At 59.7% G+C, this 25841-nt stretch carries 23 protein-coding genes; 4 read left to right on the top strand and 19 right to left on the bottom strand.

All coding sequences use genetic code 11. The features are described 5' to 3' along the window. Window positions 1-48: 48 nt before the first annotated feature. From DBY20_02010 to DBY20_02000, 3 genes are all read right to left on the bottom strand, one after another. Complete coding sequence (locus tag DBY20_02010; GenBank protein ID PWL79539.1) at window positions 49-327, bottom strand: ACT domain-containing protein; 279 nt, start codon at window positions 325-327, stop codon at window positions 49-51. A 102-nt stretch (window positions 328-429) separates the two neighbouring features. After that, on the bottom strand, window positions 430-1389 hold the full coding sequence (locus DBY20_02005) for a two-component sensor histidine kinase (protein PWL79538.1): 960 nt from the start codon (window positions 1387-1389) through the stop codon (window positions 430-432). Further along, window positions 1355-2119, bottom strand: a complete 765-nt coding sequence (locus tag DBY20_02000; protein PWL79537.1) for a type III pantothenate kinase — start codon at window positions 2117-2119, stop codon at window positions 1355-1357. Before DBY20_02000 ends, DBY20_02005 begins: the two co-directional genes overlap by 35 nt. 107 nt (window positions 2120-2226) lie before the next feature. On the opposite strand from DBY20_02000, the gene DBY20_01995 reads away from it, so the two are divergent. Continuing rightward, the gene (locus DBY20_01995) at window positions 2227-2946 is read left to right on the top strand and encodes a DNA-binding response regulator (protein PWL79536.1); all 720 of its coding nucleotides are present in this window, start codon (window positions 2227-2229) and stop codon (window positions 2944-2946) included. A 105-nt stretch (window positions 2947-3051) separates the two neighbouring features. On the opposite strand, the gene DBY20_01990 is transcribed toward DBY20_01995, so the two are convergent. From DBY20_01990 to DBY20_01920, 15 genes are all read right to left on the bottom strand, one after another. Next, window positions 3052-3339, bottom strand: a complete 288-nt coding sequence (locus tag DBY20_01990; protein PWL79649.1) for a nucleotidyltransferase domain-containing protein — start codon at window positions 3337-3339, stop codon at window positions 3052-3054. 350 nt (window positions 3340-3689) lie between these two features. Next, entirely contained in the window at window positions 3690-5027 is a 1338-nt protein-coding gene (locus tag DBY20_01985; GenBank protein ID PWL79535.1) for a hypothetical protein, read from the bottom strand. 350 nt (window positions 5028-5377) lie between these two features. Further along, on the bottom strand, window positions 5378-6562 hold the full coding sequence (locus DBY20_01980; protein PWL79648.1) for an ATPase: 1185 nt from the start codon (window positions 6560-6562) through the stop codon (window positions 5378-5380). A 191-nt stretch (window positions 6563-6753) separates the two neighbouring features. Then, window positions 6754-7563 carry a hypothetical protein gene (locus tag DBY20_01975; GenBank protein PWL79534.1) on the bottom strand — a complete coding sequence of 270 codons (810 nt, stop codon included), beginning with the start codon at window positions 7561-7563 and terminating at the stop codon, window positions 6754-6756. Further along, on the bottom strand, window positions 7475-8458 hold the full coding sequence (gene rsgA / locus DBY20_01970; GenBank protein PWL79533.1) for a ribosome small subunit-dependent GTPase A: 984 nt from the start codon (window positions 8456-8458) through the stop codon (window positions 7475-7477). Before rsgA ends, DBY20_01975 begins: the two co-directional genes overlap by 89 nt. Next, entirely contained in the window at window positions 8455-9093 is a 639-nt protein-coding gene (locus DBY20_01965; protein PWL79532.1) for a hypothetical protein, read from the bottom strand. The genes rsgA and DBY20_01965 overlap by 4 nt, the downstream gene beginning before the upstream one ends. Further along, a complete protein-coding gene (locus DBY20_01960) occupies window positions 9090-10622 on the bottom strand; it encodes a cation transporter (GenBank protein PWL79531.1) in 1533 nt (510 codons plus the stop codon). The genes DBY20_01965 and DBY20_01960 overlap by 4 nt, the downstream gene beginning before the upstream one ends. A 205-nt stretch (window positions 10623-10827) precedes the next feature. After that, window positions 10828-13023, bottom strand: a complete 2196-nt coding sequence (locus DBY20_01955) for a hypothetical protein (protein ID PWL79530.1) — start codon at window positions 13021-13023, stop codon at window positions 10828-10830. Window positions 13024-13178: 155 nt separating this feature from the next. Further along, entirely contained in the window at window positions 13179-14369 is a 1191-nt protein-coding gene (locus tag DBY20_01950; protein ID PWL79529.1) for an IS30 family transposase, read from the bottom strand. Between the two features lie 133 nt (window positions 14370-14502). Continuing rightward, window positions 14503-16896 carry a haloacid dehalogenase gene (locus tag DBY20_01945; GenBank protein PWL79528.1) on the bottom strand — a complete coding sequence of 798 codons (2394 nt, stop codon included), beginning with the start codon at window positions 16894-16896 and terminating at the stop codon, window positions 14503-14505. 104 nt (window positions 16897-17000) lie between these two features. Further along, window positions 17001-19586, bottom strand: coding sequence for an ATP-dependent chaperone ClpB (gene clpB, locus DBY20_01940; protein ID PWL79527.1), 2586 nt, complete (start codon window positions 19584-19586; stop codon window positions 17001-17003). A gap of 110 nt (window positions 19587-19696) precedes the next feature. Then, window positions 19697-20095, bottom strand: coding sequence for a MerR family transcriptional regulator (locus DBY20_01935; protein PWL79526.1), 399 nt, complete (start codon window positions 20093-20095; stop codon window positions 19697-19699). Between the two features lie 15 nt (window positions 20096-20110). Then, entirely contained in the window at window positions 20111-21088 is a 978-nt protein-coding gene (locus tag DBY20_01930; GenBank protein ID PWL79525.1) for a molecular chaperone DnaJ, read from the bottom strand. Window positions 21089-21150: 62 nt separating this feature from the next. Beyond that, entirely contained in the window at window positions 21151-21777 is a 627-nt protein-coding gene (grpE, locus tag DBY20_01925; protein ID PWL79524.1) for a nucleotide exchange factor GrpE, read from the bottom strand. 2 nt (window positions 21778-21779) lie between these two features. Then, window positions 21780-23696 carry a molecular chaperone DnaK gene (locus DBY20_01920; protein PWL79523.1) on the bottom strand — a complete coding sequence of 639 codons (1917 nt, stop codon included), beginning with the start codon at window positions 23694-23696 and terminating at the stop codon, window positions 21780-21782. Window positions 23697-23982: 286 nt separating this feature from the next. Between DBY20_01920 and DBY20_01915 the strand changes: the two genes are divergently transcribed. Then, window positions 23983-24168, top strand: coding sequence for a 4Fe-4S ferredoxin (locus tag DBY20_01915; protein ID PWL79522.1), 186 nt, complete (start codon window positions 23983-23985; stop codon window positions 24166-24168). Here the strand turns inward: DBY20_01915 and DBY20_01910 are convergent. Beyond that, on the bottom strand, window positions 24165-24686 hold the full coding sequence (locus tag DBY20_01910; GenBank protein ID PWL79521.1) for a GNAT family N-acetyltransferase: 522 nt from the start codon (window positions 24684-24686) through the stop codon (window positions 24165-24167). The genes DBY20_01915 and DBY20_01910 overlap by 4 nt on opposite strands. Before the next feature lie 582 nt (window positions 24687-25268). On the opposite strand from DBY20_01910, the gene DBY20_01905 reads away from it, so the two are divergent. Beyond that, window positions 25269-25490: a hypothetical protein gene (locus DBY20_01905; GenBank protein ID PWL79520.1), complete on the top strand. Its 222-nt coding sequence runs from the start codon at window positions 25269-25271 to the stop codon at window positions 25488-25490. A gap of 87 nt (window positions 25491-25577) precedes the next feature. Then, the coding region (locus DBY20_01900; GenBank protein PWL79519.1) for a hypothetical protein at window positions 25578-25841 on the top strand (264 nt) is incomplete at its 3' end.

Below are 25841 nucleotides of genomic sequence, written 5' to 3'. Positions count from 1 at the left end.
TTGTACGCTCGTTGCCATACCTGAAACAGCCTCTGCCCAGTTTCTACGCTAGACGTTGTACATGAACTCGAAGACGTCCTCGCGCTGGATGACGACCTGCAGGTTGAGCGCCTCGCCATCGCGGGCGAGCAGCTCTTGCACCTTGTTGAAGCTTGCAACGTCCTCGTCGAGCGTGACGAGCATGGTCATCGAGAAGATGTCGTTGAGGACATTTTGCTGGATGTCGTCGATGTTGGCGCCGCAATCGGCAAGCGTCGTGGCAATGGTCGCGACAATGCGGCTGCGATCCTTGCCCAGGACGGTCACGACGGTTCTCGTTGGAGTCATCTTGTTCCCTTCAGATTTTCGTAACGCACATGGTACCGCAAATGCTCGTATGCGCCACCCACGCATTCGCATATGGAGAGGGGTTTTCGCCCACGGAAGGCGCTACTCGCCGACGTTGAGAATCGACTCCCGGAGCGACTCGCTCAGATGCGCGCAAGGCGCGGTGTCCTTCCAGTTCTCGGGAGGCAGGCTGGGGATGGCGACGATGAAGACCGCGCCGTGACCAGCCAGATTGGCCGCTTGCACGGTGCCGCCCATCGCCTCGGCAAGCGCCTTGACGATGGCAAGCCCCAGGCCGCTGTTGCCGCTACCCTTGAAGCGTGCACGACTCTGGTCGGCACGATAGAAGCGATCGAAGAGATGCTCGGGGGACTCGTCGCCGAAGCCTGGTCCATCATCCTTGACGGCGATGACCGAATGGCCCTCGTTGCAGGCAATCTCGACGCGCACGTGGCCACCCTCGCCCGCAAAGCGACTCGCGTTCTCGATGAGGTTCACGAGGATCTGGTTGAGCGCGTCTGCATTGCCCATGACGTCCGGAGCCTCGCCCACCACGGTGAGGTTCACGCCGCGTTCCTCGACGAGGCCTTGCATGAGCAGGGCGCAGTTATCGGCAATGGCACGCAGGTTGATGCGCGTGAGCTCCATGTTCTCACCCTCGGCCCGTTGCAAGGTAAGCAGGTCATTTGCCAGGCGCGTGAGGCGGTCGCACTCCTTGATGATCTGGTCGAGGAAGCGCTGCTGCATCTGCTCGGGAACATCCCCCTCGAGCAAGGTCTCGGCCGCGCCGCGAATGGCGGTGAGCGGCGTGCGGATCTCGTGACTTACGTCACTCACGAATTGCGCCTGGCGGGCCTCCTCGCTGCGCATCTCGTTGATGGTCTCGCGTATGAACGCGCGGACCTCGGGCGGCGGATCCGCCTGCTCGAAGAAGCGCAGGACCTCGGGCGGAACCTCCCCACCGAACATGTCCTGCGAATCGATCCTGTTGCCCGTATCGCCTGCAACCACGGCAGCCTCCTCGGTTCTATCGGTTCTTCTCGTAAACGAGCCGCAGGCCATGCAAGGTCAGACGCGGCTCACGACGGGTGATGGTCTGGGAAAGCTCGGTGATCATGCCCGAGAAGCCGCCCGTTGCAATGACGGGCGCCTCGTAACCGAGCTCGTCGAAGATGGCGCGGACAAGGCCGTCGATACGCGCCACCTCGCCGAAGATGATGCCCGAGCGCATGGCGTCTATCGTGTTGGTGCCAATCGCATGGGCGGGCTCGACGATGTCGACCTGCGGCAGGCGAGCCGCATGGGTGAACATGGCGTCTGCACCCGTGCCCATGCCAGGCGCGATGATGCCACCCATGAAGCGACCCTTCTCGTCAATAACCTCGATGTTGGTCGTGGTGCCCAGGTCGACGACCACGACAGGCGCGCCCTCGAGCTTGATGGCGGCAATGGCGTCAGCCACGCGGTCGGCGCCGATCTCGGCCGGGTTGTCGTAGCGCATCGCGAGCCCCGTCTTGATACCGGGCCCCACGATGATGGGCTCGCGCCCGGTGATACTTCGCGCGACGCTCGCCCAGCACTCGGTAAGCGCCGGCACGACCGAGGCGATAACCACGTCATCGCAAGATGAGATGTCGATATCGTTGAGTTTGAATTGCCCGATGAGCGAAAGCCTCACCTCATCGGCGGTATCTTGCGCGCGCGTCGTGAAGACCCAGTGGGCTACGAGCTCCTCGCCCTCGAAGAGGCCCATGGCGGTTTGCGTGTTTCCGATGTCCACGGTCAGAAGCATGCATTCTCCATCTCTCAAAACAGTTTCATTACAGCGTAGCGCGAGCTCTCCTTCAGCGCATACAATAGAACGTAATCGTAACAGGTAATGGTTGAGTGGAGCTTACCATGGATGAAAAAAGCGAACAGAGAATACTCGTCGTTGACGACGAGCAGGCAATAACCGATTTCGTCAGCTTTAACCTCTCGAAGGAGAACTACAAGGTCGATGTCGCCCATAACGGTAACGAGGCCGTCGATATGGCCAACGCTAACGATTATGACCTCGTGATTCTCGACGTCATGTTGCCCGGTATCGACGGCTACGAGGTGTGCCGCCGCATCCGCACCAAGAGCAACGTGCCCGTGCTGTTTCTATCAGCACGCGATACGGAGCTCGACAAGGTCGTGGGGCTCGAGCTCGGCGGCGATGACTACCTGGCCAAGCCCTTTGGCATCCGCGAGCTACTTGCCCGCGTGCACGCGTTGCTGCGCCGTGCCCCGCAAGAGGCCGACACAAGCGCCGACGGCGTGCGCGTCCTCGACATTAGCGGCATCCATCTGGATGAGGCAGGGCATCATGCCACCTTCGAGGGCAAGGACATCGAGCTCACGCCGCGCGAGTTCGAGCTGCTGGTCACGCTCATGAGCCACGCGGGTACCGTGCTGGGCCGCGAGCAGCTGCTGCGCGAGGCGTGGGATTGGCAGTACGTCGTCGAGACCAAGACGGTGGACACGCATATCAAGCGTCTGCGCGACAAGCTGGCAAGCGTCGGGCTGGATCCCAACGTCATCGAGACCGTGCGCGGCTATGGCTACCGGTTCGTGAAGGACTTCAAGAACAAGTAGCGGTGCGGGAAGATACGCTACGGCGAGAGCGGGTGGGCGCGATGCGCCTGCCCGCTTTTTGCGTGGGGAGAATGGTCTTAAAACGTAAGGAGAAGCTCCGCGTATTTAGCCATAGAGCGTCACGCCCTCTTCTTGTATGCGCGTCGTCAGAGCCTCGCTTGGATTGCTTGCCAGGTTTACGAAATCGAAGCGCAGAAGCGTGGGGCACCACTCGTCGAGGGCTTCTTCGTAACGATGAACGCCATTGCCTCTGACGGCAAGGTCGATATCGCTCTTTTCGGAGAAGTCTCCGCGCGCACGAGACCCAAAGAGGATGACCTCTTCCATGTCGTTTTGCTGGGCACTGTCCCTTATGAAGCTCAGGACGTCTTCTCTTAGTCCGTAACTCGGCATGACAGCCTCGCAGTCCATCGTCGGCGGATGGGCTTAGTGTATCCGATACGAGAGGAAAGAGCGAGGACATTGGCAGACCAGCGCGTTACTCGATGACGAAGTCGTGCAGGTTTATGCCGTTGTCCTCGGCCGTCTTGCAGAGCTGCTCGCCGGACATGGAGTCGACGTCGGCAAGGTCGAGGATGGCTGCGGGAAAGCCACCCATCAGGGCGGTACCGTTTCGTCAAACGCGATGGGACGCATGCCGGGCGGGATATATGCGAAGAATCAACAATCTATTCGCGCGCACAAAAAAAAGGACCGGCCCCTGAGGACCGGTCCTTGCATGCCGCTTGATTGTTCGTTGGCGCTTAGCGTCCGAACGGATTGAAGTTGAACCCGAACCCGTTGCCGCCATTCCCGCCGTTGCCACTGTTGTTCTGCACCGGAGCGCCACCATCGGCGTACTCGCTGGGGTTCATGTCGTCGGCACCCAGCGTTGCCGTGGTGGTCGTCTCCTGGCCGTTGCGCACGTAGGTGATCTGGATCGTGTCACCGGCGTTCTTGGAGCTCACCGCGATGCTCACGTCATTGGGGCTAGCCATGGCCTCGCCATCGATCTTCGTAATCACGTCACCGGTACGAAGGCCAGCAGCCGCGGCAGCCGTATCCTTGTAGACACTCGTCACAGCCACGCCCGCGGGATCGGTCGAGGCCGCCATGGTGATGCCCAGGAAGGCATGGGTGACCGGCTGACCGGCGATAATCTGCTCGGCGACGCGCTTCACGGTGTTGGACGGGATGGCAAAGCCCAGGCCCGCGCTCGACTGCGAGGTCGAGGAGATGTAGGTGTTGATGCCGATGAGTTCGCCCCTGTCGTTGACGAGGGCGCCACCGGAATTACCCGGGTTGATGGCCGCATCGGTCTGAATCATGTCGGTGTAGACGGAGCTCGAGCCCGTGCCGCTTTGCAGCACGTCGGAGCGATACATCGCCGAGACGATGCCGGTGGTGACCGTCTGCTCGTAGCCATAGGGCGCGCCGATGGCCATGACCCACTCGCCAACGCTGAGGTCGGCCGAATCGCCCCACTCCATGGGAACCAGGCCCGTGGCCTTGATGCTGACGACCGCGAGATCGCTCTTCTCGTCTTGGCCGATGACCTGCGCTTCGTAGCTGGCATCACCGATCGTGACCGTCACGCGCGAGGCACCGTTGACGACGTGACTGTTGGTGACGATGTAGTAGGTGTCGCCCTGGTTCGAGATGACGACGCCGCTGCCAAGGGAAGAAGGCTGGCTCGAGGAACTGCTCGTCCCGAAGAACGGGTTGGACGTGCCGCTGTCGGAGTACACGTAGATGGTCGCGACCGAACCGAGGCACTTGGCCGCCACGGCCTCGGCAAGGGTCACATCGTCCTCGTCGGGGCTAATGACGACGTTGCCATTGCTGGAGGTCACCGTCGCGCCCTTGAAGGCGTCGAGCACGGGGGTGAAACTGCCTAGGCACAGGACGAGCGCGAAGGAGACAACGCCGCCGAGCAATCCGTAGAGGAACGACCTGAGGCCGCCCTTGGAGTCCTTGGGCTTGGCCTGCTTTGCCTTGGGAGCACTCTGATTGGTGACAGGGGGTGTGGATGACGGTGTGACGGGAGGTGCGCTTTGCGCGCCCTCGGGGGGAACCGGCCTATCGGAGCCGCTTTGATTCATGTCAAGCCCTCACTTTCGAGCGAATAAACCTGCGTGTTGTCATAGTAGCCTTTGTGGAGAAGAATCGCCCCACGCAGTGGTGCATTAACACGAAACCGTAACAAAGGGGCGCGTCGTCTCCACGCGCGATGATACGACCCGAAGCTTGAACGAAGATTGAAGGGAGAAACTGTCATTCCGACCGAAGGGGCCGCAAGCCCCGAAGCGGAGGAATCTCGCGGGAGAGATTTCTCGACTCCGCTTCGCTTCGCTCGAAATGACAGTTGTAGGGACGAGACACATTGGACAGGTACATCTGTCTCACTGCATGCAGTGAGACAGATGTACCTGTCCAATGTGTCTCGTCCCAGCTAGGCAAAGAGGGGCACCTCACCGCGAAGGAACGACTCGACAGGGCAATCGGCAGAACCGATGACCAGCGTACGTGCCTCGGGAAACCTGTTCACGAAAGCCGTCAGTCCCTTGAGCGATTTAATACGTCCGCTCTTCACCTCTATGGCCATCGTCGACCCGCCTTGCGAAAGCACGAAGTCCACCTCGTTTGCGCCATCCCTCCACCAATGGACCTCGAAATGCTCGGCCTTCGAGCGCGCGAGAAGAAACGCCCCGACGGCGCTTTCCACCAGATGGCCGCGGCGCTCGGCATCGCTCAGGAGGAAGTCCCGGTACATGCCATAGGATGCCGTCATCAGGGACGTGTCGTAGACCATGAAGCGAGGCGAGCTCGCCTTTTCGCGGATGAGCTTGGGATCGAACTTGCTCAGACCGCAGAGCAGTCCTGCGTCATTGAGTAGGTCCAGGTAACGGGCCAGCGTGGTGGTGTTTCCTGCATCGTCGAGCTGTCCCATGATCTTTCTGTAGGATAGCTCCTGGGCCGAGCTTGCGGCCCCGAGCCTGAACAGACGCTGCATGAGGGCCGGTTTGCGCACCTCCTCCAGCGCCACGACGTCCTTCGATATGCTCGGCTCTATGACGGAATCGTTCATGTAATTAAGCCAGCGCTCCCTGTCATCCTTTAACGGAGCGCTGCCGGGGTAACCGCCAAAGAACAGGAACTCGTCCAAGGTATATCCAAAGGCGGTCTCGCATTCGGAAAAGCTCCAGTGCGTGCTTCGGATGATCTCGAAACGTCCCGTAAGTCCCTCTTTGAGACCATGTTGGATCAACAGCGAGGATGACCCGCTCAGCACCACGCGCAGGTCCACCCCGCTCCAGGCATCCTCGTCCCATAGCTCCTTGACGACGGACGACCACTGGTCGACGATTTGGATCTCGTCTATGACGAGCAGGGCTGACGGATTCCTCTCGTTGATTAGGGCCCGAGCCTGTTGCCACTGCGCACGGAGCCAATCGCGGCTCGAGAAGTCAACACTTGCAAGCGCCGTGTGCACCGGAATGTCGATGTGCGCGAGGGCCTGGCGAATCGCGGTGCTCTTGCCCGTCTGGCGGGGCCCGATGAGCATCTGGATGAACCGACGTGGCTCCCCCATACGTTTGACGAGCGTCTTCACGATGGGCCGTTGATAGGATGGCAGAGTCATTGGACCTCCTATTGAGCAATTTTGCTCAATAGTAGCGCAAATTTGCTCAATAGGACAGTGAGAGATTTCTCGACTCCGCTGCGCTTCGCTCGAAATGACAGTTGTAGGGACGAGACACATTGGACAGGTACATCTGTCTCACTGCATGCAGTGAGACAGATGTACCTGTCCAATGTGTCTCGTCCCTACTCGAACTCTTCGCGCTCGGCTATCTTGCCTGAGAGAATGCGCTCCTGGGCATCGGCAAGCTCCTCGGGTGTGTTCACGTTGATGAAGCATCCGCCACGCGGCTCGGCTTCAGCAACGCGCTGTCCGTCGAACTCCACGACGTCGATCTTGTCGAGCCAGGCATTTGCTTTGGCCTCGCCCGCCTCCGTCGCCTCGTGGATGACGGGCAGGCAGCTCGAGCGCCGGTAAACGCCATGGAAGGGCTCGTAGCCATGCTTCGTCTTGGGGACGGCCGCATCGGCACCCTCCTCCATCAGGGCCTCGAGCTCGGCACTTATGAGATTGCGCGAGGGGAAGATCATGTCGCATGCGACAAGCGCCACGTACTCGTTGGATGCCGCGTTGACAGCCGTGTAGACGCCGCGCAGGGCACCTCGCTGGTCGTACTCATCGGTGACGAGGCGAATCTTTCCAAGTTCGACCAGATCGTCGAGGAAATCGAGGTTTTCGGGCTCGTTGGTGGTGATGATGAATTCGTCTGCCAGCGGAAGCAGACGATTGATGCCGCGCCAGATGAGCGGCTCTCCCAAGAAGGGAACAGTGGCCTTGCTGCGGCCCATGCGCCGTGATTCGCCGCCTGCCTGCAAGACGATGGTCAGGTTACCGCTTTTGCTCATGAGCCCTCCGCTCAACTTGCCACGCGTAGGCCGCGTCGAGACGTGTTTGCATAATGTAACACTAACGCCCGCTCGAAAGAAGCCGTCGATACGCTTCAAGACGTTCCGGTGCAACGGCGTCGCGTACGGCACAGCCCGGCTCGTCGCCATGGGTGCAGTCGCGAAAGCGACAGCCCAGAGCCGCCTCCGCAATGTCGTCGAAGGCGAGCTTGAGACTCGTCTCCATGTCGAGAATCTGCAACGTGCGCAGACCGGGCGCATCGATGATGAGACCGCCCTGCGGCAGCGGTATCATGCGCCGCGCCACCGTGGTGTGGCGCCCCTTGTCGTCCGATGCGCGCACATCGCCTGTCGCCAAGGCCTCCTCGCCCAAAAGCGCGTTGACGAGCGACGATTTGCCGACGCCGCTCTCACCCAACAGCAGCCCCGTGGTAAACGGCGAGAACACGCCGCGCAACTCATCGATGGACGCCTCATCATCAACGGACACCACAAAAAGCGGCACCTCCGGGGCGATGAGGCGAATGCGCTCGCAGGTCGCCGCGATGCTGGCATCACTCGCCATGTCCCCCTTCGTAAGCACGAAGACAGGCGTCGCCTTGCACCCCGCGACGGCCACCATCTGCCGAACGAGCAGCCCCTCGTCGATTCCCTCGCCCGTAAGGGACTGGCAGATGAGCACGATGTCGACATTGGCAGCCAGCACCTGACGACGCGGCTGTCGCTCACGTCCGATGCGTTTGACGCGCGCGATTTCGTTGCGACGGGGCAGCACGCACTCGATGACGGCTTTCTCATGGCCGTGCGGACGATGCAGCGCCACCCAATCCCCCACCGCCACGATGCTGTCGTCGCTCTTCTTGATGGAGGTCGTGAGCTCGGCACGTTCGGTTATGCGCGGCGTGCACACGAGCGGATATCCCCGGTCAAGCGATATGACGCAGCCTGGCTCGCAGGGCTTGCCCTCGCGCGTGAGCTTGGCGTTTGCCTCCTCGAATGCCTCGCGCGCTGACTCGCGATAGGCGAGGCGGTCAAAGGACATCATGTCTGCGCCTTTCTCTGGAAATACCGCCGTGCGAGCAAGTAGAGCATGAGGAACAGGCCCGCCACCGCGCAGAGCGCCAGCGCCGCCTCAAGGCGCCCCGGCACGACCATGTGCGTCACCGGGCCGCCGTTGTCTGTGACCTCGGCGGCAGATGCATGCACGTCGAGCTCGCCCTCGTGCTCCGGACAGGCGATGTGATAGGTGCCCGTAATCTTGAGCGTGGTGCCCGTCGTATGGTAGTCGCCCACGTTTTGGATGAGCTTGGCAAGGTCATCGGACAGGTAGACGCTGATGACAGCGTTTGAGGTACCGCTGATGTTGGCCCACTTGTAGCCTTCGCCCGCGTTGACGACGCCTCCCACGGCCTCGCCCGTGAAGCTCACCTCGCTGTTGTTGAGGGCGCGATTCGTCGAGACCAGGACGCCTACGCGCGTCTCGATGACGACGTTTTCCTCGTCGGTCAGGGAGTTCCCGAGCTTGTCGAGAGACTCGAAGCGATCCGAGAGAGAGCCGATCTCGAGGTTGCCACCGCCGACATTTTGGATATCCGACGGCGCGGCATACGCGGGCAGCATCATGCCCGCGAGCGCCAGGACGCATGCAAGAACGAAACCGCATGTCATGCGCCCTGTCATTTTTTCCTCCGTACCCACTTCGAGCGTCGACGCGGGACGAGGAAGGCAAGCATCTCGACGACCATCGCCAGAATCGCGATGAACTCGAGACGACCGAGCCACATCTCGAAAATGTAGATAATCTCGAGACCATTGGGCATGCCGGGTGCGGCGACGCCCAACGAAAGCCCCGTGTTCGATGCCGCCGAGACGGAGTCGAAAATCGCGGGCAGCGCTTCGTAGCCATAGGCAATGCCGGCGATGGCGCCAACGGCGTAGGTGACCATGTAGAGCAGGAAAATGATCATAGCCGAGGACACGAGCTCTGGCGTGAGGCGATGTCGGCCCTTCTGGAAGTAGAAGGTGCGGGGACGCGCGCGGTCGGGAGCGAGCGCCTCACGGATGGCCTGCACGACGGAGCGCGCGATAATGCCGATGCGCAGCGCCTTGATGCCACCCGATGCCGAGGACGAGGAGCCGCAGATCGTCATCGACAAGATGATGACGAAGAGCGCTCCCGAACCCATGGCAAAGAGAATCTGGCCACCCTGGAGCGTCGAGAAGCCGAGGTTGAAGCCGCCCGAGAGCACCTCGAACAAGCCACGCCGCACGACTCCCCCCGTCGTGGTGAAATACGAGCCCGCCAGGGCAAAGGCCATGAGCACCGCGAGCAGCGTAACCCAGACGAAGATCGTGCGAATCTCGATGTCCTTGAAGAAGTTGCGGAATATGCCCTTCCATATGTCACCGTAGAGCACGAAGTTAATGCACCCAAAGGCGGCAAGCACGAGAGCGCAAACCTCGAGCGGCCAGCTATGGAACGCGATGATGCCCGAAGCGCTGCTCGTCATGCCTCCCGTCGAGAAGGCGGCCGCCGTCACGAGAAAGCCGTTAATCACCGCGCGCAGGGGCTCCGTGCCAACAGCGAGCAACGGAATGATGCAGACGAGAGTACCTGCCACGACGACGACCGCGGCTAGCTTCAAAATGAACTGCGAGGTTTGCTTGATGCCGGGCATGACTTGCCCCATGCGCGCCTCGGCATGGTACAACGACGCAGCCGCCGACCCCGTGCCAAAGACACCGAGCGCAAGCGCGATGACGACAACGCCAATGCCGCCGATGAGATGCATGAGGCAGCGCCAAACGGAAAGCGACAGGGCCATGTGATCCACATCGACACAAAGCGACATGCCCGTCGTGGTGAATGCCGAGACCGACTCGAAGAACGCGTCAAGATACCCATCATAATGGCCCGACATCCAAAGCGGCAAAGCGCCGAACACGGAAAGAACCACCCAGCACAAGCCGGTGATGACGAGGGACTGACGCCAATCGAGCGTGGCAAGCTCGACCTTCGAGAAAAGCAAGACGCTTCCCACGATGCCCGTGATGCCGATGGAGAGCAGGAAGTCGACTGCCGTCGAGAACTCGGAGAGGCAAAGGGACATGATGAAGGGCGGTATCATGGCAATCGCGACAAGCAGGATCAGCACGCCAAGGTAATGGCCGATGATACGCCAGTCCTCCAGATGAAGCCGAGTAATCAAGATGGCCGCCTACATCACGATAAGATGCACGATAACCGTGACAACGGCGAGGAAGGCGAGGAAGGCGCATATCGAGGCGAGCACGACAAGCATGCCGATGACCGGACTGCCTTTTTTTTGCACGTGCCTCTGAAATACCGCTTTCATGCCTCTCCTCCTTGCCGTGCCTATTATAGCCATGAACGAATCGCCTATCGGCGCTTCGTCAGTTTCTCTCCCACTTGAACAGATTCCTGAGCCGCATCCTTCCGTGCAAGGTCTGACGCAAAAGCGTCAGGGCAAATCCAAGCACGATGAAAATGATGCCAAAGACATACATCGCGGGACTGACGGTACTAGTCCAGCTCTCACCTTGGGCATTAACCTCGATGTTCTCGGCATGCACTTCGAGCTCGCCGTTATGGTCGGCGCAAGCCAGGTGATACACGCCCTGTACGGTAATCATGTCACCCGTATGCTCGTAGCGTGCGTAATGCGTGATCTGCTCGGCAAGCTGTGCGTCCATGTAGACACCGACCATCGCGCCGCCATTCTTCACGTTTACCCACACATGATTGGCATCGGCAATGATGGGAGATCCCGTTGCCTCGCCCGTGAAGACGACCTCCCTGTCGTTCTGGCGCGTGCCCGCGGAAAGCAGCGCATGGATGTCCACCGAGCTGTAGGTCGAGGGGTTGCTCAGCGACTCCACCTCGTGCACGGGAACCTGCGCACCGTTCGAGACGGCGCTTGCCGCCGGTGCGCCCACGCCAAGGCAGCCGAGACTGAGGACGAGCATCCCCGCCACGACAAGCGTCTTTCCACGCTGTTTTGATTCCTGGTGCTTGCGACTACGCCAGGCCAATCCACCGCTATTCTTGCGCTTGAATATGCGCAGGTCACGTGACCTGTCGTTACTGAAGAGGTTGTCGGGATGCAACGAAATGAGGATACCGACAATGGCGCCGATGAGCGCAATGAACTCGACGCGCCCGGCCCACATGAGGAGCAAGGCGACGATCTTGAGTCCAAAGGGTAGGCCGGCCTGCGTGATTTCGGTCGTCATACCGCAGTTGGTCACGTAGCTGATGGCCTCGAAAACCGAGTTGAGAGCATCGTTGCCAAAGGCGATGAAGGCCATGGAGCCAAGTGCCGCCGTACCCAGATACAGGATGAAGACCGTCATCGCGATCATCGCGTCCTCGGAGCTCAACGTCTGCGATCCGAAGTGCTCGTACTTGATACGCACGCGTGCGTTATCGGGAGCCAGGCGCACGAGAATCGAGTACTTGATCCAGCGCAGCACCTGCAGAATGCGCACGAACTTGATACCGCCGCCCGAGGAATACGCGCAGGCGCCAAAGAGGATCGCAACGATGACGAGAATGACCACGCCATCCGTGATGGTGCCGCCGATCTGCTCGGGATAGACCGCTTGCATGCCGCAGGTGGTCGCAGCGGAGATAACCGTGGAGAGGCCGTTTTGCATGAGGCCACCCAAGCTCGTGAAGATGTCCTCGCGCGTCATGATCCATGTCACGAAGGCGACGAGCACCACGATCCACAGGGCATATACGCGTAGCTCTGCGTTGCGCTTGATGTGCTTGAAACGTCCAGCGCGTGCGTATGCGTACACGGCAAAGCTGATCGCCCCGGCAATCATGAGGGCGCTCAGCACAAACTGCAAGGGAAGCGAATGGTAATAGATGAGGTCGGAGGTATGGGGCACGAAACCACCCGTGCCGATGGCGGTCAGGGCAAGCCAGAAGCCGTTCATGATCGCATCGACGGGATGCAGCCCCAAAAACAGGCAAATCACCGTCGCGGCAAGTGCCCCGACAAGGGCAAAGCTCCCGTATACGCGCAGGACCGAAAGGCAGGTCTCGCTGATGCGCGCCCGCGTGCGCTCCCCATCGCGGCGCTCGTTCATCATGAAGACGCGCGAACCTTCGCCAAAGAATCCGGAGTACATGGCAATGACGACAACCGTCAACGCGCCACCAAACGACATGATCACACGCCAGGTAATCTGCGAGTAGCTCAGGGAGTCCACGTCGTTCACGAGCGTCACACCCGTCGTGGTAAGCGCCGAAACGGAATCGAAGAGCGCATCGAACCACGAGCTGAACGAGCCAGACAAAAGCAGCGGCACCGCGCAGACGATGCCGATGACAATCCAGCCAAAACCCACGAGAAGCAGCGCCCGACGTCGATCGAGTCCACGCGCCTTGAAGAAGCGCAGCGCTGATCCGACGGTCAGGCATACGCCGATGCCGACGATGAAAGCCCCAAGTTGACGAAACTCCCCGAAAACAAGGGCGATGACGGCGGGCACGCACATAGCCGCGCCCGTCATCAGGATGAGCACGCCAAGGTAGTGACCGACGGTCGTGATATCGGACCAGTGAAATCGGGGCAACATAATACGCGGATTATAGCCGTTCAGATGGCATATGGCACGCAGCGTGACGGGGGGAATGGGGGCATGACGGGGAGACGCAAGCAGGTGACGCAGAGCAGGTGACGCAGGACGGGGATAATGTCACCTGTAAACGGTGACATTATCCCCGGGCGGGTTCAGGCGATCATTGCACCTTCCGCCAACACTTCCTGCATAGCCTCGGAAGGGAACTTCCAGCCCAGGACCTTCCTCGGACGGTTGTTGAGCAGCCACCGCACCTTGCCCACCTCTTCGTCCGACACCTCCGTGAAGTCAGTCTCTTTGGGGAAGAACTCCCTGATCAGCCCGTTCACATTCTCATTGGTGGGCCGCTGCCAAGGAGAGTGCGGATCGCAGAAATACACCTCGAAGCCAGAGGAGAGCTTGAACCTGTCCACGCATGCCATCTCCGACCCCTGATCCCAGGTGAGCGTGCGCCTGAGCTCCTCGGGGATCCCCTCGGCCATCTGCGCCATGCGCTCTGCGACCGTGTCCGCGTCATGGCAGGCCAGCCTCGACATCAAAAGGAAGCGCGACCTTCTCTCCACGAGGGTTATGAGGCAGCTCGACAGGTCGCTTCCAATGATCAGGTCCCCTTCCCAATGCCCGGGGATGGAGCGGTCACCCGCCTCCGGGGGCCTCTTGGATATATGCGCATCCTTAAGCCAGGGCCTGTTCTTTGCGGGGAGCTTGGATGCCGGTTTGCGACCGCGGCGCTTGGTGCGCAAGGCGTACTCGACGCCGAGCTCATGGCGCAGCGTCCCGTAGCCTTGCACATAAAGGGACTGGTATATCGTCTCGTGGCTTATGCGCATCTCCTCGTCATCCGGGAAGTCTTCTTCGATCCGCTTGGAGACCTGCTCGGGCGACCATCTGCTGGCAAGCATCTGCAGCACATAGGCCCTAAGGGGGCCTCGGGCATCGAGCTTGCGGGGTTTTGGCCTTTTCGCCTTCTTCCTCGCATCAAGCTGGGCGTGCCTCGGATCGTAGGGTCCTTGCACCCGGGAAAGCTCGCGAGCGACGGTCGTCCTGCTGATGTTCATTTTATCGGCAATCTCTTGGTTGGTGCGCCCGACATCGAGAAGGGCCGCGATAAAGCAGCGGTCCTCGTATGTCAGGCGCTGCTTGGGCGATGTTCTTGCGCTCGGGGTCGGGCAGCTCGCGGCGTCCATTGTAAGCACCATCCGATCCGGAGGGCGGTCCATTCGGCTCCACTTGAAAACGGCACCACGTCCGATTCCGGTCCGCCTTGCGCACTCCCTGATCGAATCACCCGCGCGAAGCCTCTCTTTGACCGCCGTCCAATCATCGATAGAGTATTTAGCCATTGCACCACATCCTTTCCATGCGTGCAATGACCGCTAGAATCCGCCCCGTCCTGCGTCACCTGCTGCGTGACAGAACCCCCGTCCCCCTTGTCACCTCCCCGTCTCCTCCTGTCACGGAACCCCCGTCACGCTGCTACTCGCCCGCAAGCGAATCGAGATAGGCGCGTTCCCGATCGAGCGCAACGTTAAAGAGGACGTTGAAGAGAACCGTGATGAACAGCGCAGCGACGAGGGTGGCAATGGCCATCTCGCCCGTGAGCGGCACGAGCATGAAGACGGGGCCAAAGACGAATATGCCGAGCACCAGTCCCGCGAGAATGACGACAAGCAACGCTGTACGTATGTAATTGAAGGGAATCGAAAGGCGTATGACAAGGTTGACGCCCGAGACGCAGGTCAAGACGACGCACATCGTCGAGAACTGATCCTGGGAATGACCAGTCACGAAGCAGAATATGACGGCAATGACGACCGAGGTTATGACGCAGATGGCGCCGGGAATGGCGCGCGTGATGACGTTGCGCAGAAACTCGCCGCGAATGAGATCTCGATTGGGTTCGAGCGCAAGAACGAAGGACGGCAAACCGACAGTGAAAGCATCGATGAGCGTGAGCTGAATGGTGACGAAGGGATAGTTGTACGCGACGATAAAGATGAACATGAGCGACATGACGACGGAGAAGATCGTCTTGACGAGAAACAGCGAGCCCGACCGCTGCAGGTTGTTGATGGAGCGACGACCCTCGGCGACGACGGGCGGCATCGAGGCGAAGTCATCGTCGAGCAGTATGAGCTGGGCGATGCTGCGCGCGGCATCCGATCCCGTGCCCATGGCGACCGAGCAATCCGCCGCATGCAGCGCGAGGACGTCGTTCACGCCATCGCCGGTCATGGCGACGGTATGGCCCTGGTCCTGCAGCGCCACGACGAGCTGCTTCTTCTGCGCGGGACTCACGCGCCCGAAGACGCGGCAGGTGCGCGCCGCCTCGCGCAGCTCCTCCTCGGTGGTCACCGTGCTCATGTCGATGCACTTGTCGGCATCGGGCACGCCCACGGAGGCGGCGATGTTCGATACCGTCTCGACCGCATCACCGCTGATGATGTTGATACGCACGCCCTGCTGCTTGAAGTAGTCGAGCGTCTGGGCTGCCGTGGGACGCACGCGATCGCGGATGAAGATGAGCACGAGCGGCTCGACCGGCCCGACGATCTCGTCTTCCTTGTCGAAGTCGGCGACCTTGGCGAGCACGAGCACGCGACGCACGCCCGCAAGCCGTTCGATCTTCTCGAGTACCTCGGGTAACTCGTCAGACCCTTTCAAGACGAATTCGGCCGCACCCATGGCATAGTTGCCAGCATCGCTGCCGTAGCAAACACCCGAATACTTGCGCTCGGAAGAAAACGGCACGTAACGCGTCTCGCCCTGCACGGCCTTGGGCGCATCGGGGCGCTCTTCGAGCCCGGTGATGTAGGCCTTGATGGCCTTGGCGGTCTCGTTATCGTCCTTCGAGAGCGCATCAAGCGCGACGAGCGCGTGCAGGGCCTCGTCATAGGGCACGCCATCGAAGGGGATGACCTCGTCGACGTCCATCTCGCCCGTGGTGATGGTGCCCGTCTTGTCGAGGCAGACGACGTCAACGCGGGCGAGCGTCTCGACGCAGTACAGCTCCTGGACGAGCACCTTATGCTGCGCGAGGCGAATGACGCTCACGGCGAGCACGGCCGAGGTCAACAGGATTAGCCCCTGCGGAATCATTCCGACGAGCGCAGCCGAGGTGTGCAGGATCGCGGAATCGATCGTGCCGCCGCCGAGCCAGCACTCCTTGATGACGAGCGCGGCACCGAGAGGCACGATGAGCACGGTGACAAACTTGATGATCTTGCGCAGCGATTCCATGATGTCGGAGCGTACCTTGCGATAGACCTTGGCCTCGTTGTTGATCTTTGTCGCGTAGTTGTCCACACCCACGGCGGTGACGCGCGCGATGCAGGAACCAGAACTGATAAAGCTCCCGGAGTACAGCTCGTCGCCCACCTTCTTTGGCACGAGGTCCGCCTCGCCCGTGAGCAGGCTCTCGTTGGCGCTGCACGAGCCTTCGATGACCTCGCAGTCCGAGGGCACCTGGTCGCCACGTTCGAGCATGATGACGTCGTCGAGCACGATCTGGTCAAGGCCGATGCTCAGCTGCTTGCCATCACGAATGACGTGCGCCTTGGATGAGGTGATGACCGAGAGGCGGTCGATGGTGAGCTTGGAGCGTACCTCCTGGTAGATGCCGATGACGATGTTGCAGATGATGATCGCCATGAACAGGAGGTTGCGATACGAACCCGTCCAGAAGATGGCAATGGCAAGGATGATGTTGACGAGGTTGAAGAGCGTGCAGATGTTGTCACGCACGATGCGCGGGATGCTGCGTGTATGCACATCGGCGTTCTCGTTGACTTTGCCGGCGGCGATACGCTCGTTGACTTCTGCCGTGCTCAGTCCCTGTATAGGCTGCATGTGTTGCTGCGTCTCTTCCATACGCTCGATGATAACAGTAAAGATTGTCCCCACATGAAAAAAGGGAGCCAGCTTCAAAAACTGACTCCCTTTCTACATAGTTTGCTCACATCTTCGAGCCGTCGTTACTCCCCGATCGTCACGGTGTAGTCGCCGTCCTCGTCGAGGTCGATGGTAATCGTATCGCCCTCCTGCAGGTGGCCGGAGACCATCTCGTTGGCGACGCGATCGACGACCTCGTGCTGGATGAGGCGCTTGAGCGGACGCGCACCGAAGAGCGGATCGAAACCGTCAAGCGACAGGCGCTCCAGCACGGCGGGCGTGAGCTCGAGCGTGATGCGACGCTCGGCCAGACGCTCGCGCACCTTCTCGAGCTGCAGGTCGACGATCTTCTCGAGGTGCTCCATATCGAGCGAGGTGAACGTGATGATCTCGTCGATACGATTGAGGAACTCGGGCCTGAAGGACTGACGCAGGGCGTTCTGGATGGCGGCATCCATCGCGTCCTTGTCACCCGTCTCCATGAACTCCTGGATGAACTGCGAGCCAAGGTTACTCGTCATGATGATGATCGAGTTCTTGAAGCTCACGACACGACCCTGGCCATCGGTCAGACGACCATCGTCAAGCACCTGCAGAAGCACGTTGAACACGTCCGGATGCGCCTTCTCGATCTCGTCGAGCAGGATGACCGAATACGGGTGCCTGCGCACGGCCTCGGTGAGTTGGCCACCTTCCTCGTAGCCGACATATCCCGGGGGCGCGCCGATAAGACGCTGCACGCTGAACTTCTCCATGTACTCGGACATGTCGATACGCACCATCGCACGCTCGTCATCGAAGAGTGCCTCCGCAAGCGCCTTGGTGAGCTCGGTCTTGCCCACGCCCGTGGGGCCGAGGAACAGGAAGCTGCCGATGGGCCTGTCCGGATCGGAAAGACCGCTGCGGCTGCGCCTGATGGCGCCGGCAACCGCATGCACGGCCTCCTCCTGGCCGATGACGCGCCCATGCAGGGTGTCCTCGAGGCCAACGAGCTTGGCCATCTCGCCTTCCATCATCTTGCTCACGGGCACGCCCGTCCAGCTGCTCACGACATCGGCGATATCCTCGGCGGTAACCTCCTCCTTGAGGATGCCGTCATCGTCCTGAGACGCCTCGAGCACGGCCGTTGCCTCCTCGAGCTCTGCCTTGAGTTGCGGAATCCTGCCAAAACGAATCTCGGATGCCGCCACGAGGTCGCCCTCGCGCGTGCAACGGTCCTCGTCATTTTGCGCCTGGTCTATCTCCGCCTTGATCTCGCGCACGCGGTTGATGGCGTCTTTCTGGTTGGACCACTCGGCGCGCAGCTTGTCGAGCTCTTGCTGCTGCTCGGCAATCTGGCCACGGAGCTCCTCGAGTCTCTGCTTGGAAAGCTCGTCATCCTCCTTCATGAGCGCCTGCTCCTCAATCTGCATCTGCGTGAGCATGCGATCGAGCAGGTCAATCTCCATCGGGGACGAGTCGATCTCCATGCGCAGGCGACTACCAGCCTCATCTACGAGGTCGATGGCCTTGTCTGGCAGGAAGCGATCCGTGATGTAGCGGTTGGACAGCTGGGCTGCGGCCACGATGGCCGAGTCCTGGATGCGCACGCCGTGATGGATCTCGTACTTCTCCTTGATGCCACGCAGAATCGAGACCGTCTCCTCGACGGAGGGCTCACTTACCATGACGGGCTGGAACCTACGCTCGAGTGCAGAGTCCTTCTCGATGTACTTACGGTACTCGTTGAGCGTGGTCGCACCGATGGCGTGCAGTTCGCCACGTGCCAGGGCAGGCTTGAGCATGTTGCCCGCGTCGAGCGAACCCTCGCTCGCGCCAGCGCCCACGATGGTATGCAGCTCGTCGATGAACAGGATGATGTTGCCATCGGACTGCTCGACCTCGCGCAGCACCGCCTTAAGACGATCCTCGAACTCGCCGCGATACTTGGCACCCGCGACCATGGAGCCCAGGTCGAGCGCCACGATCTCCTTGTTGAGCAGCGTCGAAGGGACGTCACCCGCAACGATGCGCTGGGCGAGACCCTCGACGATGGCCGTCTTGCCGACGCCCGGCTCGCCAATGAGGCACGGATTGTTCTTGGTACGACGCGCCAGAACCTGAATGGTGTGACGAATCTCGTCGTTACGACCGATGACAGGGTCGAGCTTGCCGTCACGAGCCTCTTGCGTAAGGTTTTTGCCATATTGCTCAAGTGCCTCGAACTGCGTCTTCGAGTCGCGATCGGTCACGCGCGTATCGCCGCGCAGCTCCTCATAGACCTGCTCGACGCGACTGCGCGTCACACCGGCAAGCGAAAGCTCCTTGCCTGCCTCGCCTTTGTCCTCGGTTAGGGCTATGAGCAAATGCTCGGTAGTCGCAAAGGCATCGCCCATCTTGCCTGCGATTTTGACAGCGTCATCGACGACGGTTGCCAAACGCTGGCTCACATTGGGCATCGTGCCCGAAACCTTGGGCTGTTTCTCCAAATCTTCAGTTATCGCCATGTCGATCGCACGCGGGTCTGCGCCGATCCTCTCGATGATTGCGGTCAGGTTTCCCTCGTTGGAGTCGAGCAGCGCCTTGAGCAAGTGCTCTGGCTCGACTGCCGCCGCCTCCATGTCTGCCGCTATGGAGATTGCGTTTTGCAAAGCCTCCTGCGCGGTGACCGCCAATTTGTCTATTCTCATTTTTATTCCTCCACTATTCAGTTATATATGCACGCCGCGAAGTCCCTCGAAGGAAACCACGCGACCACTTCTTTTCAATTTACGTAATGCAGTAATGCAAACGATGTGCATTACAAGCCGGAGAATCCCTCGCTCAGGAGCCTGGAATGGTCTGGCTTGTTCATGAGCGTCGCGATTGTCTGGCGCATCTCGAGCTCGTGCATGGCATCATGCAGGCGCTCGACCTCCTCGCGCAGCTTATCGGCCTCCGCCTGGATCTCGCGCATGCGCTCCCTCTGGTCGAGGATGCGCATGACACCGGCCAGATTGATGCCTTCGTCCGTAAGCCTGCCGATGAGCTCCAGACGATCAACGTCGGCTTGCGAGTACATGCGTGTGTTGCCGCTCGTGCGCTGGGGCGACACGAGACCCTTTGCCTCGTAGATGCGCAGGGTCTGCGGATGAAGCCCGGCAAGATCGGCTGCGACGCTAATCATGTAGAGCGGCTTGTTCCTATCTGTCTGTGCCATAACACGCTCCTTGTCCTATGCCTTGACGGCCTTCATCTGATCGTTCAAGGCGCTTCGCAGCGTATCCGGCGAGGGAGATGCAGCACGAAACTCCTCGATAGCCTTCTTCTGCTCGGCGTTGAGGTTCTTGGGTGTCTCGACCTTCACCTTGATGCGCAGGTCGCCCGTGCCCTTCTTGCCCTTCACGTCCTTGGCGCCCTTGCCCTTGACGCGCAGGACCTTGCCGTCTTGCGTGCCTGCGGGGACGCGCAGCTTGACGCGCGTGCCGTCTGGGGCGGGAATGACGATGCTCGCGCCGAGTATCGCCTCGTCGATGCTGACGGGGAGCTCCATCACGACATCCGCCTTCTCGCGCTTGTACACGGGGTGCTCGGCAATCTTCGTAACGATGAGCAAGTCACCTCGCTCGCCGCCGTTGGTGCCGTGCTCGCCCTTGCCACGGAACCGCAACCTGCCGCCGTCAACGGCGCCCTCCGGCACCTTGACCGTGACCGTCTCGGTATCGCCCGTGCTCGGAATCCTGATCGAGACCTTCTTCGTCGTGCCCTTGAACGCCTCGTCAAACGTGAGCTCGATGGAGGTCTGGAGGTCCTGGCCCTTATGCGCCCGATTGACGTTGAAATCCCAATCGCTGCCGAACGCCCCATCGCCACCGCGAATGTTGCTGAAGATATCGGCCCAGTCAAAGCCCGCGCCATCACCGCTAGAAGTGTAGGTGTAGGTACGACCGCCACCGCCGGGCCATCCCTGGCCCGCACCGCCCCAGGCGCCAGCCTGGTCGGCGAAGTTGCCCACGGTTCCGTAGGTGTCGTACTGCTCCTTCTTCTCGGGATCGGAGAGGACTTCGTACGCCTCGTTAATCTCCTTGAAGGTCTCCTCATCGCCGCCCGCATCGGGATGATGCTTCTGGGCAAGCTTGCGAAATGCCTTCTTTATCTCATCGGCGGAAGCGGACTTCTTCACGCCGAGTATGTCGTAGTAGTTCTTTGACATGCGTCTTCCACCTTTCTATCTACAAGAAGAAACGCGCCCTTACGAACGCGTTTCCCCGACTATTACTCGTTAGCTCCTTGCGGCTCCCGTGCGGGGCCTCCGGTGCTCGTCACGACCATTGCGGGGCGTATGACACGCTCGCCCATCTTGTAGCCTTGCTGGAACACATTGACGACCGTCTCCTCGGGGACGCTTGCGTCCTCCTCGGTGCCAACTGCCTGATGCTGCATCGCATCAAACGGCTCGCCCAGCGCGGCGATTTGCGTGACTTTGTGTTTCTCCAGAATCTGCAGGAACTTGTTCTGGATTGCCTCGACGCCATCCGTCAGGGTGCCGCCTTCGCCCGTCTCCCTCGCATGCTTGATGGCACGCTCGAGGTCATCGAGCAGGGGGAGCAAATCCATGACGAGATTCTCCGAGGCACGCACACGCTCGGACTCACGCTCTGCCTGCGTGCGCTTGCGGTAGTTATCCCACTCTGCTTGCAGCCTCGCGTAGCGATCGCGTAGCTCGGTCACCTCGGCAGTGATGGCCTCGAAGAGATTGGGAGTGTCCTCCTGGACCTCGTCTTGCTCCTCGATGACCTCGGCCTCGATGGCCTCTTCGACGTTCTCGTCTACGGGGCTAGCGCCCTCGGGGCTGCCAGTGGCAGCCCCTTTGAGCGTATCGTCTTTCTGCGCGGCGGACATGATTAGTTGTCCTTCTCGTCATCAACGACCTCGTAGTCGGCATCGACGACCTCGTCGCCACCGGCGTTGGTGTCGTACGAACCGCTTGCGGTGTTGCCCGGCTGACCGTCAGCCTGCTGGCCATTGCCGTACGCGATCTCGGCGAGCTTGTAGCTTGCCTGCTGCAGGGCCTCGGTCTTGGCCTTGATGTCGTCGACATCGCTGCCCTCGAGAGCCGTCTTGACGGCCGCGATGGCTGCCTCGACCTCATCCTTGGACGCCTGCGGAACCTTGTCGCCCAGATCCTTGAGGGTCTTCTCGGTCGCGTAGACGATCGAGTCGGCCTGGTTGCGGGTCTCGACCTCGGCCTTGCGGGCCTCGTCCTCGGCCGCGTGATCCTGGGCGTCGGCCACCATGCGGTCGACTTCCTCGTCGGACAGAGCCGTGGAACCGGAGATCGTGATCTTCTGCTCCTGACCCGTGCCCAGATCCTTGGCGGACACGTTGACGATGCCGTTGGCGTCGATGTCGAACGTGACCTCGATCTGCGGGATGCCACGCGGTGCCGCGGGGATGCCCGTCAGCTGGAAGCGACCCAGCGTCTTGTTGTCGCGTGCGAACTCGCGCTCGCCCTGCAGGACGTGAATCTCGACGGAGGTCTGGTTATCGGCCGCCGTGGAATACACCTCGGTCTTGCGCGTCGGGATCGTCGTGTTGCGATCGATCATCTTGGTCATGACGCCACCCATGGTCTCGACGCCCAGCGAAAGCGGGGTCACATCGAGCAAGAGGATGCCCTCGACGTCACCGCCGAGCACGCCGCCCTGGATAGCCGCGCCAATGGCAACGACCTCGTCCGGGTTGACGCCCATGTGCGGATCCTTGCCCGTGATCTTCTTGACTTCCTCTTGGACAGCCGGCATACGGGTGGAGCCACCAACGAGGATAACCTCGTCGATCTCTCCGCTGGAAAGGCCAGCGTCCTTCATCGCGGTCTCGACCGGCGTCTTGCAACGCTCGAGCAGGTCTGCAGTGATGCGCTCGAACTCGGCACGTGTCAGCGAGTAGTCCAGGTGGACCGGGTTGCCATCGACAGCCGTGATGAACGGCAGGTTGATAGCCGCCTGCTGCGTGTTGGAGAGCTCCATCTTGGCCTTCTCGGCAGCTTCCTTGAGGCGCTGCAGAGCCATCTTGTCCTTGCGCAGGTCAATACCATGATCTGCCTGGAACTTGTCGGCCAGCCAATCGATGATGCGCTGATCCCAGTCATCGCCACCCAGGTGGTTGTCGCCTGCGGTCGCGAGGACCTCGAAGACGCCATCGCCCATCTCGAGGATGGAAACGTCAAAGGTGCCGCCGCCGAGGTCGAAGACGAGGATCTTCTCGTCGACGCCCTTCTTGTCGAGGCCGTAAGCCAGCGCTGCTGCGGTAGGCTCGTTGATGATACGCTTGACCTCGAGGCCGGCGATCTTGCCAGCATCCTTGGTTGCCTGACGCTGTGCGTCGTTGAAGTAAGCCGGAACGGTGATGACAGCCTCGGTCACCGGCTCGCCCAGGTACTTCTCAGCGTCAGCCTTGAGCTTCTGGAGCACCATGGCCGAAATCTCCTCGGGCGTGTAGTCATGCCCGTCGATCTGCACCATGTTACGGCCGTCCTTACCCTTGACGACGTTGTAGGCGACAGTCGCACGCTCGGACTCGGTCTCATCATAATTGCGACCGATGAAGCGCTTGATAGACGCAACGGTGTTCTCGGGGTTGGTAACAGCCTGGTTCTTTGCTGCCTTGCCGACGACGCGCTCGCCATCCTTGCGGAAACCGACAACGGACGGAGTGGTGCGGTCACCTTCCGCGTTGACGATAATCGTGGGCTCGCCGCCCTCGAGAACCGCCATGGCCGAGTTAGTCGTGCCAAGGTCAATACCAATAATCTTGCTCATATCTATGCCTTCCTTCATGTGGAATTACGTATATATTTACATTGAGCATTATGAAATCTAAGTGTCCTATTGTCAAGTTTTATAAGCTATTTATAACACCTGTTACCAATATGTAACACTTAGATATTCTCAGTTTGACCGTGGGCTTCTTATTTGTTTCTTGGCATCATTCGTGAACAAGCGGTCAACAACCAACCTTCTTGGAATCGAAGAAAAAACATGTTGCCTTATGGAGGGGTTACCGCTATTTTGCATACGTGATGTTACCGAGACGAAAGGCTTGCACATGCCCCAGCCCACGATAGACATCGACGAATGTTCAGGATGTGGTATCTGCGTTGATACCTGCCCCAATGGCGTGCTCGACATTGTCGGAAGCGTCGCTTCTGTTGTAAACGAGGATAGCTGCGACGGTTGCGGCGAGTGCATGGAAGAGTGCCCGCTCGGCGCCATCGAGGTTGACGAGGACTAGGAAGCGTCCTCGAGCGTGTACTCCATCAGGTAGTCGTTCATCTCAAAGCCGCCGCCAACGTCATTGTTGACGCAGGCGATTCTCTTGAACCCCATGTGATCGTAGCGATCGAGGCTCGCGATGTTGTCGCGTGCGCACGTGAGTCTGATGCGTCCGAGACCGTGCTCTCGCGCGCGCTGCTTCACGAACTCGAACTCGGCGCGGCCAAGACCTTTGCCGCGCGCGCCCTTGATGAGATAGAGCTTGCTGAGGTAAAGGAAGCCGTCGTCGGGTCTGATGCCGACGAAACCGAGGTGCTCCTCCGTCTGCGCGTCATCGACGAAGTAGTACTCATAGCCCTCATCGGCGATGGCGGTGGTAAGCGTTTCGAGCGACAAGGTGTGATTTACCAGATAATCGACCTTCGCAGGTTCGTGAAGTGTCGAGAAATACTCCCTGAAGATGCCCTCCGCGAATATCGCGAGCTCGGCAATGCGCTCCGGATCCTTGTCGACCCGGACGAAATCCAATTGAGACACGGGGTCCTACCCTCTCTATGGGAATGGACGCGTTTGGCATGCGTTTCGTTCCGAATGAAACGATACCCCAACAAAGGGCCCCTTCACAAAAAATTAAAGAAAAGAAGATGAGAGGCTCCACGCCAAGTAATGCGCCCCTATGGCCATGCAGGAAACCACCACATCACATTTCGAGGCAATAGAGAGACTTTGCGCCAAGCAATGTGTCCCGGCAGTTGCGGACGGAGGACAAGCAGAAAGTCACGTGGATTGCAGCAACTTGTAGTAGCCACAGGGTCGAGAAGCACAGCAAAGCAAAGGGGATATGCAGCAGTCAAACACGTGACTCTAATACTAGCGCCTTCTGGATAACGGATATCTGATGTGCATACATTACCCTGCATCAAGATGATAAAATTCCCATCGCCAAACATCTAAGGTGCGACCAAACGCATCGCAAGAAAACATGTGCTGAAGGGCATCTGCCCCTAGTTGTGTTTTCTTGCGCAGCTTAGATGTTTGGCGACATTCGGGTGGATGCCTTTCATTACCTGAAGCACAAGCGGCATCCATCGTCCATTTGATTTGATGGAGGTCGCCAGCATGGAGGCATCACCTAAACCGGGCATTATTATCGGGAAAGCAACCGTGCCCTTCGTCTTGATTTTATTCGCTGCCCTTTTTATAACACTTCTTTTTTTGCCCCTTATACCAGCGTTTGCTAATGATGCAGTTCAGGGGAAAGCGAGCACTCGCCAGATAGGAAATGCACCTATTAAAGCCGACGGCAAATTCGGTACATGCTTATGGCAAATTGATATTTAACATAAATATATGTTATGTTGAGGTTAGCAAAAACAGTACGTGACATAAAACTATCAAAAAGCAAAAAAGAGAAAGGAGGTTTATCGAATGAGAGCAAAGAAGTTGAGAACGAAAGTAGTTGGTCTTGTAGCAGCAGTTATGGTTGTCGGCGCTCCACTTACAGCGTGGGCTATTGATGTAGCGGGTGGAGATTTGTACTACAATGGAGGGCAAACAGACACCATTGTATATTCCGAAATTGGGCGTAAAGCAGGTATTAGTCGCAACTACATGGTAAAGGCAACTGTAAAGGTCGGCGGAGATACATATACCAGTGGATTCAAGTCAAACTACGCTTACAAAGATGCAAAG

It is taken from the genome of Coriobacteriia bacterium (genome assembly GCA_003149935.1).
In the GTDB taxonomy this organism is placed as follows: Bacteria; Actinomycetota; Coriobacteriia; order Coriobacteriales; family QAMH01; genus QAMH01.
The sequence above is the reverse complement of the archived record's forward strand: the minus strand, read 5'-3'. Positions and strand labels throughout refer to the sequence as shown.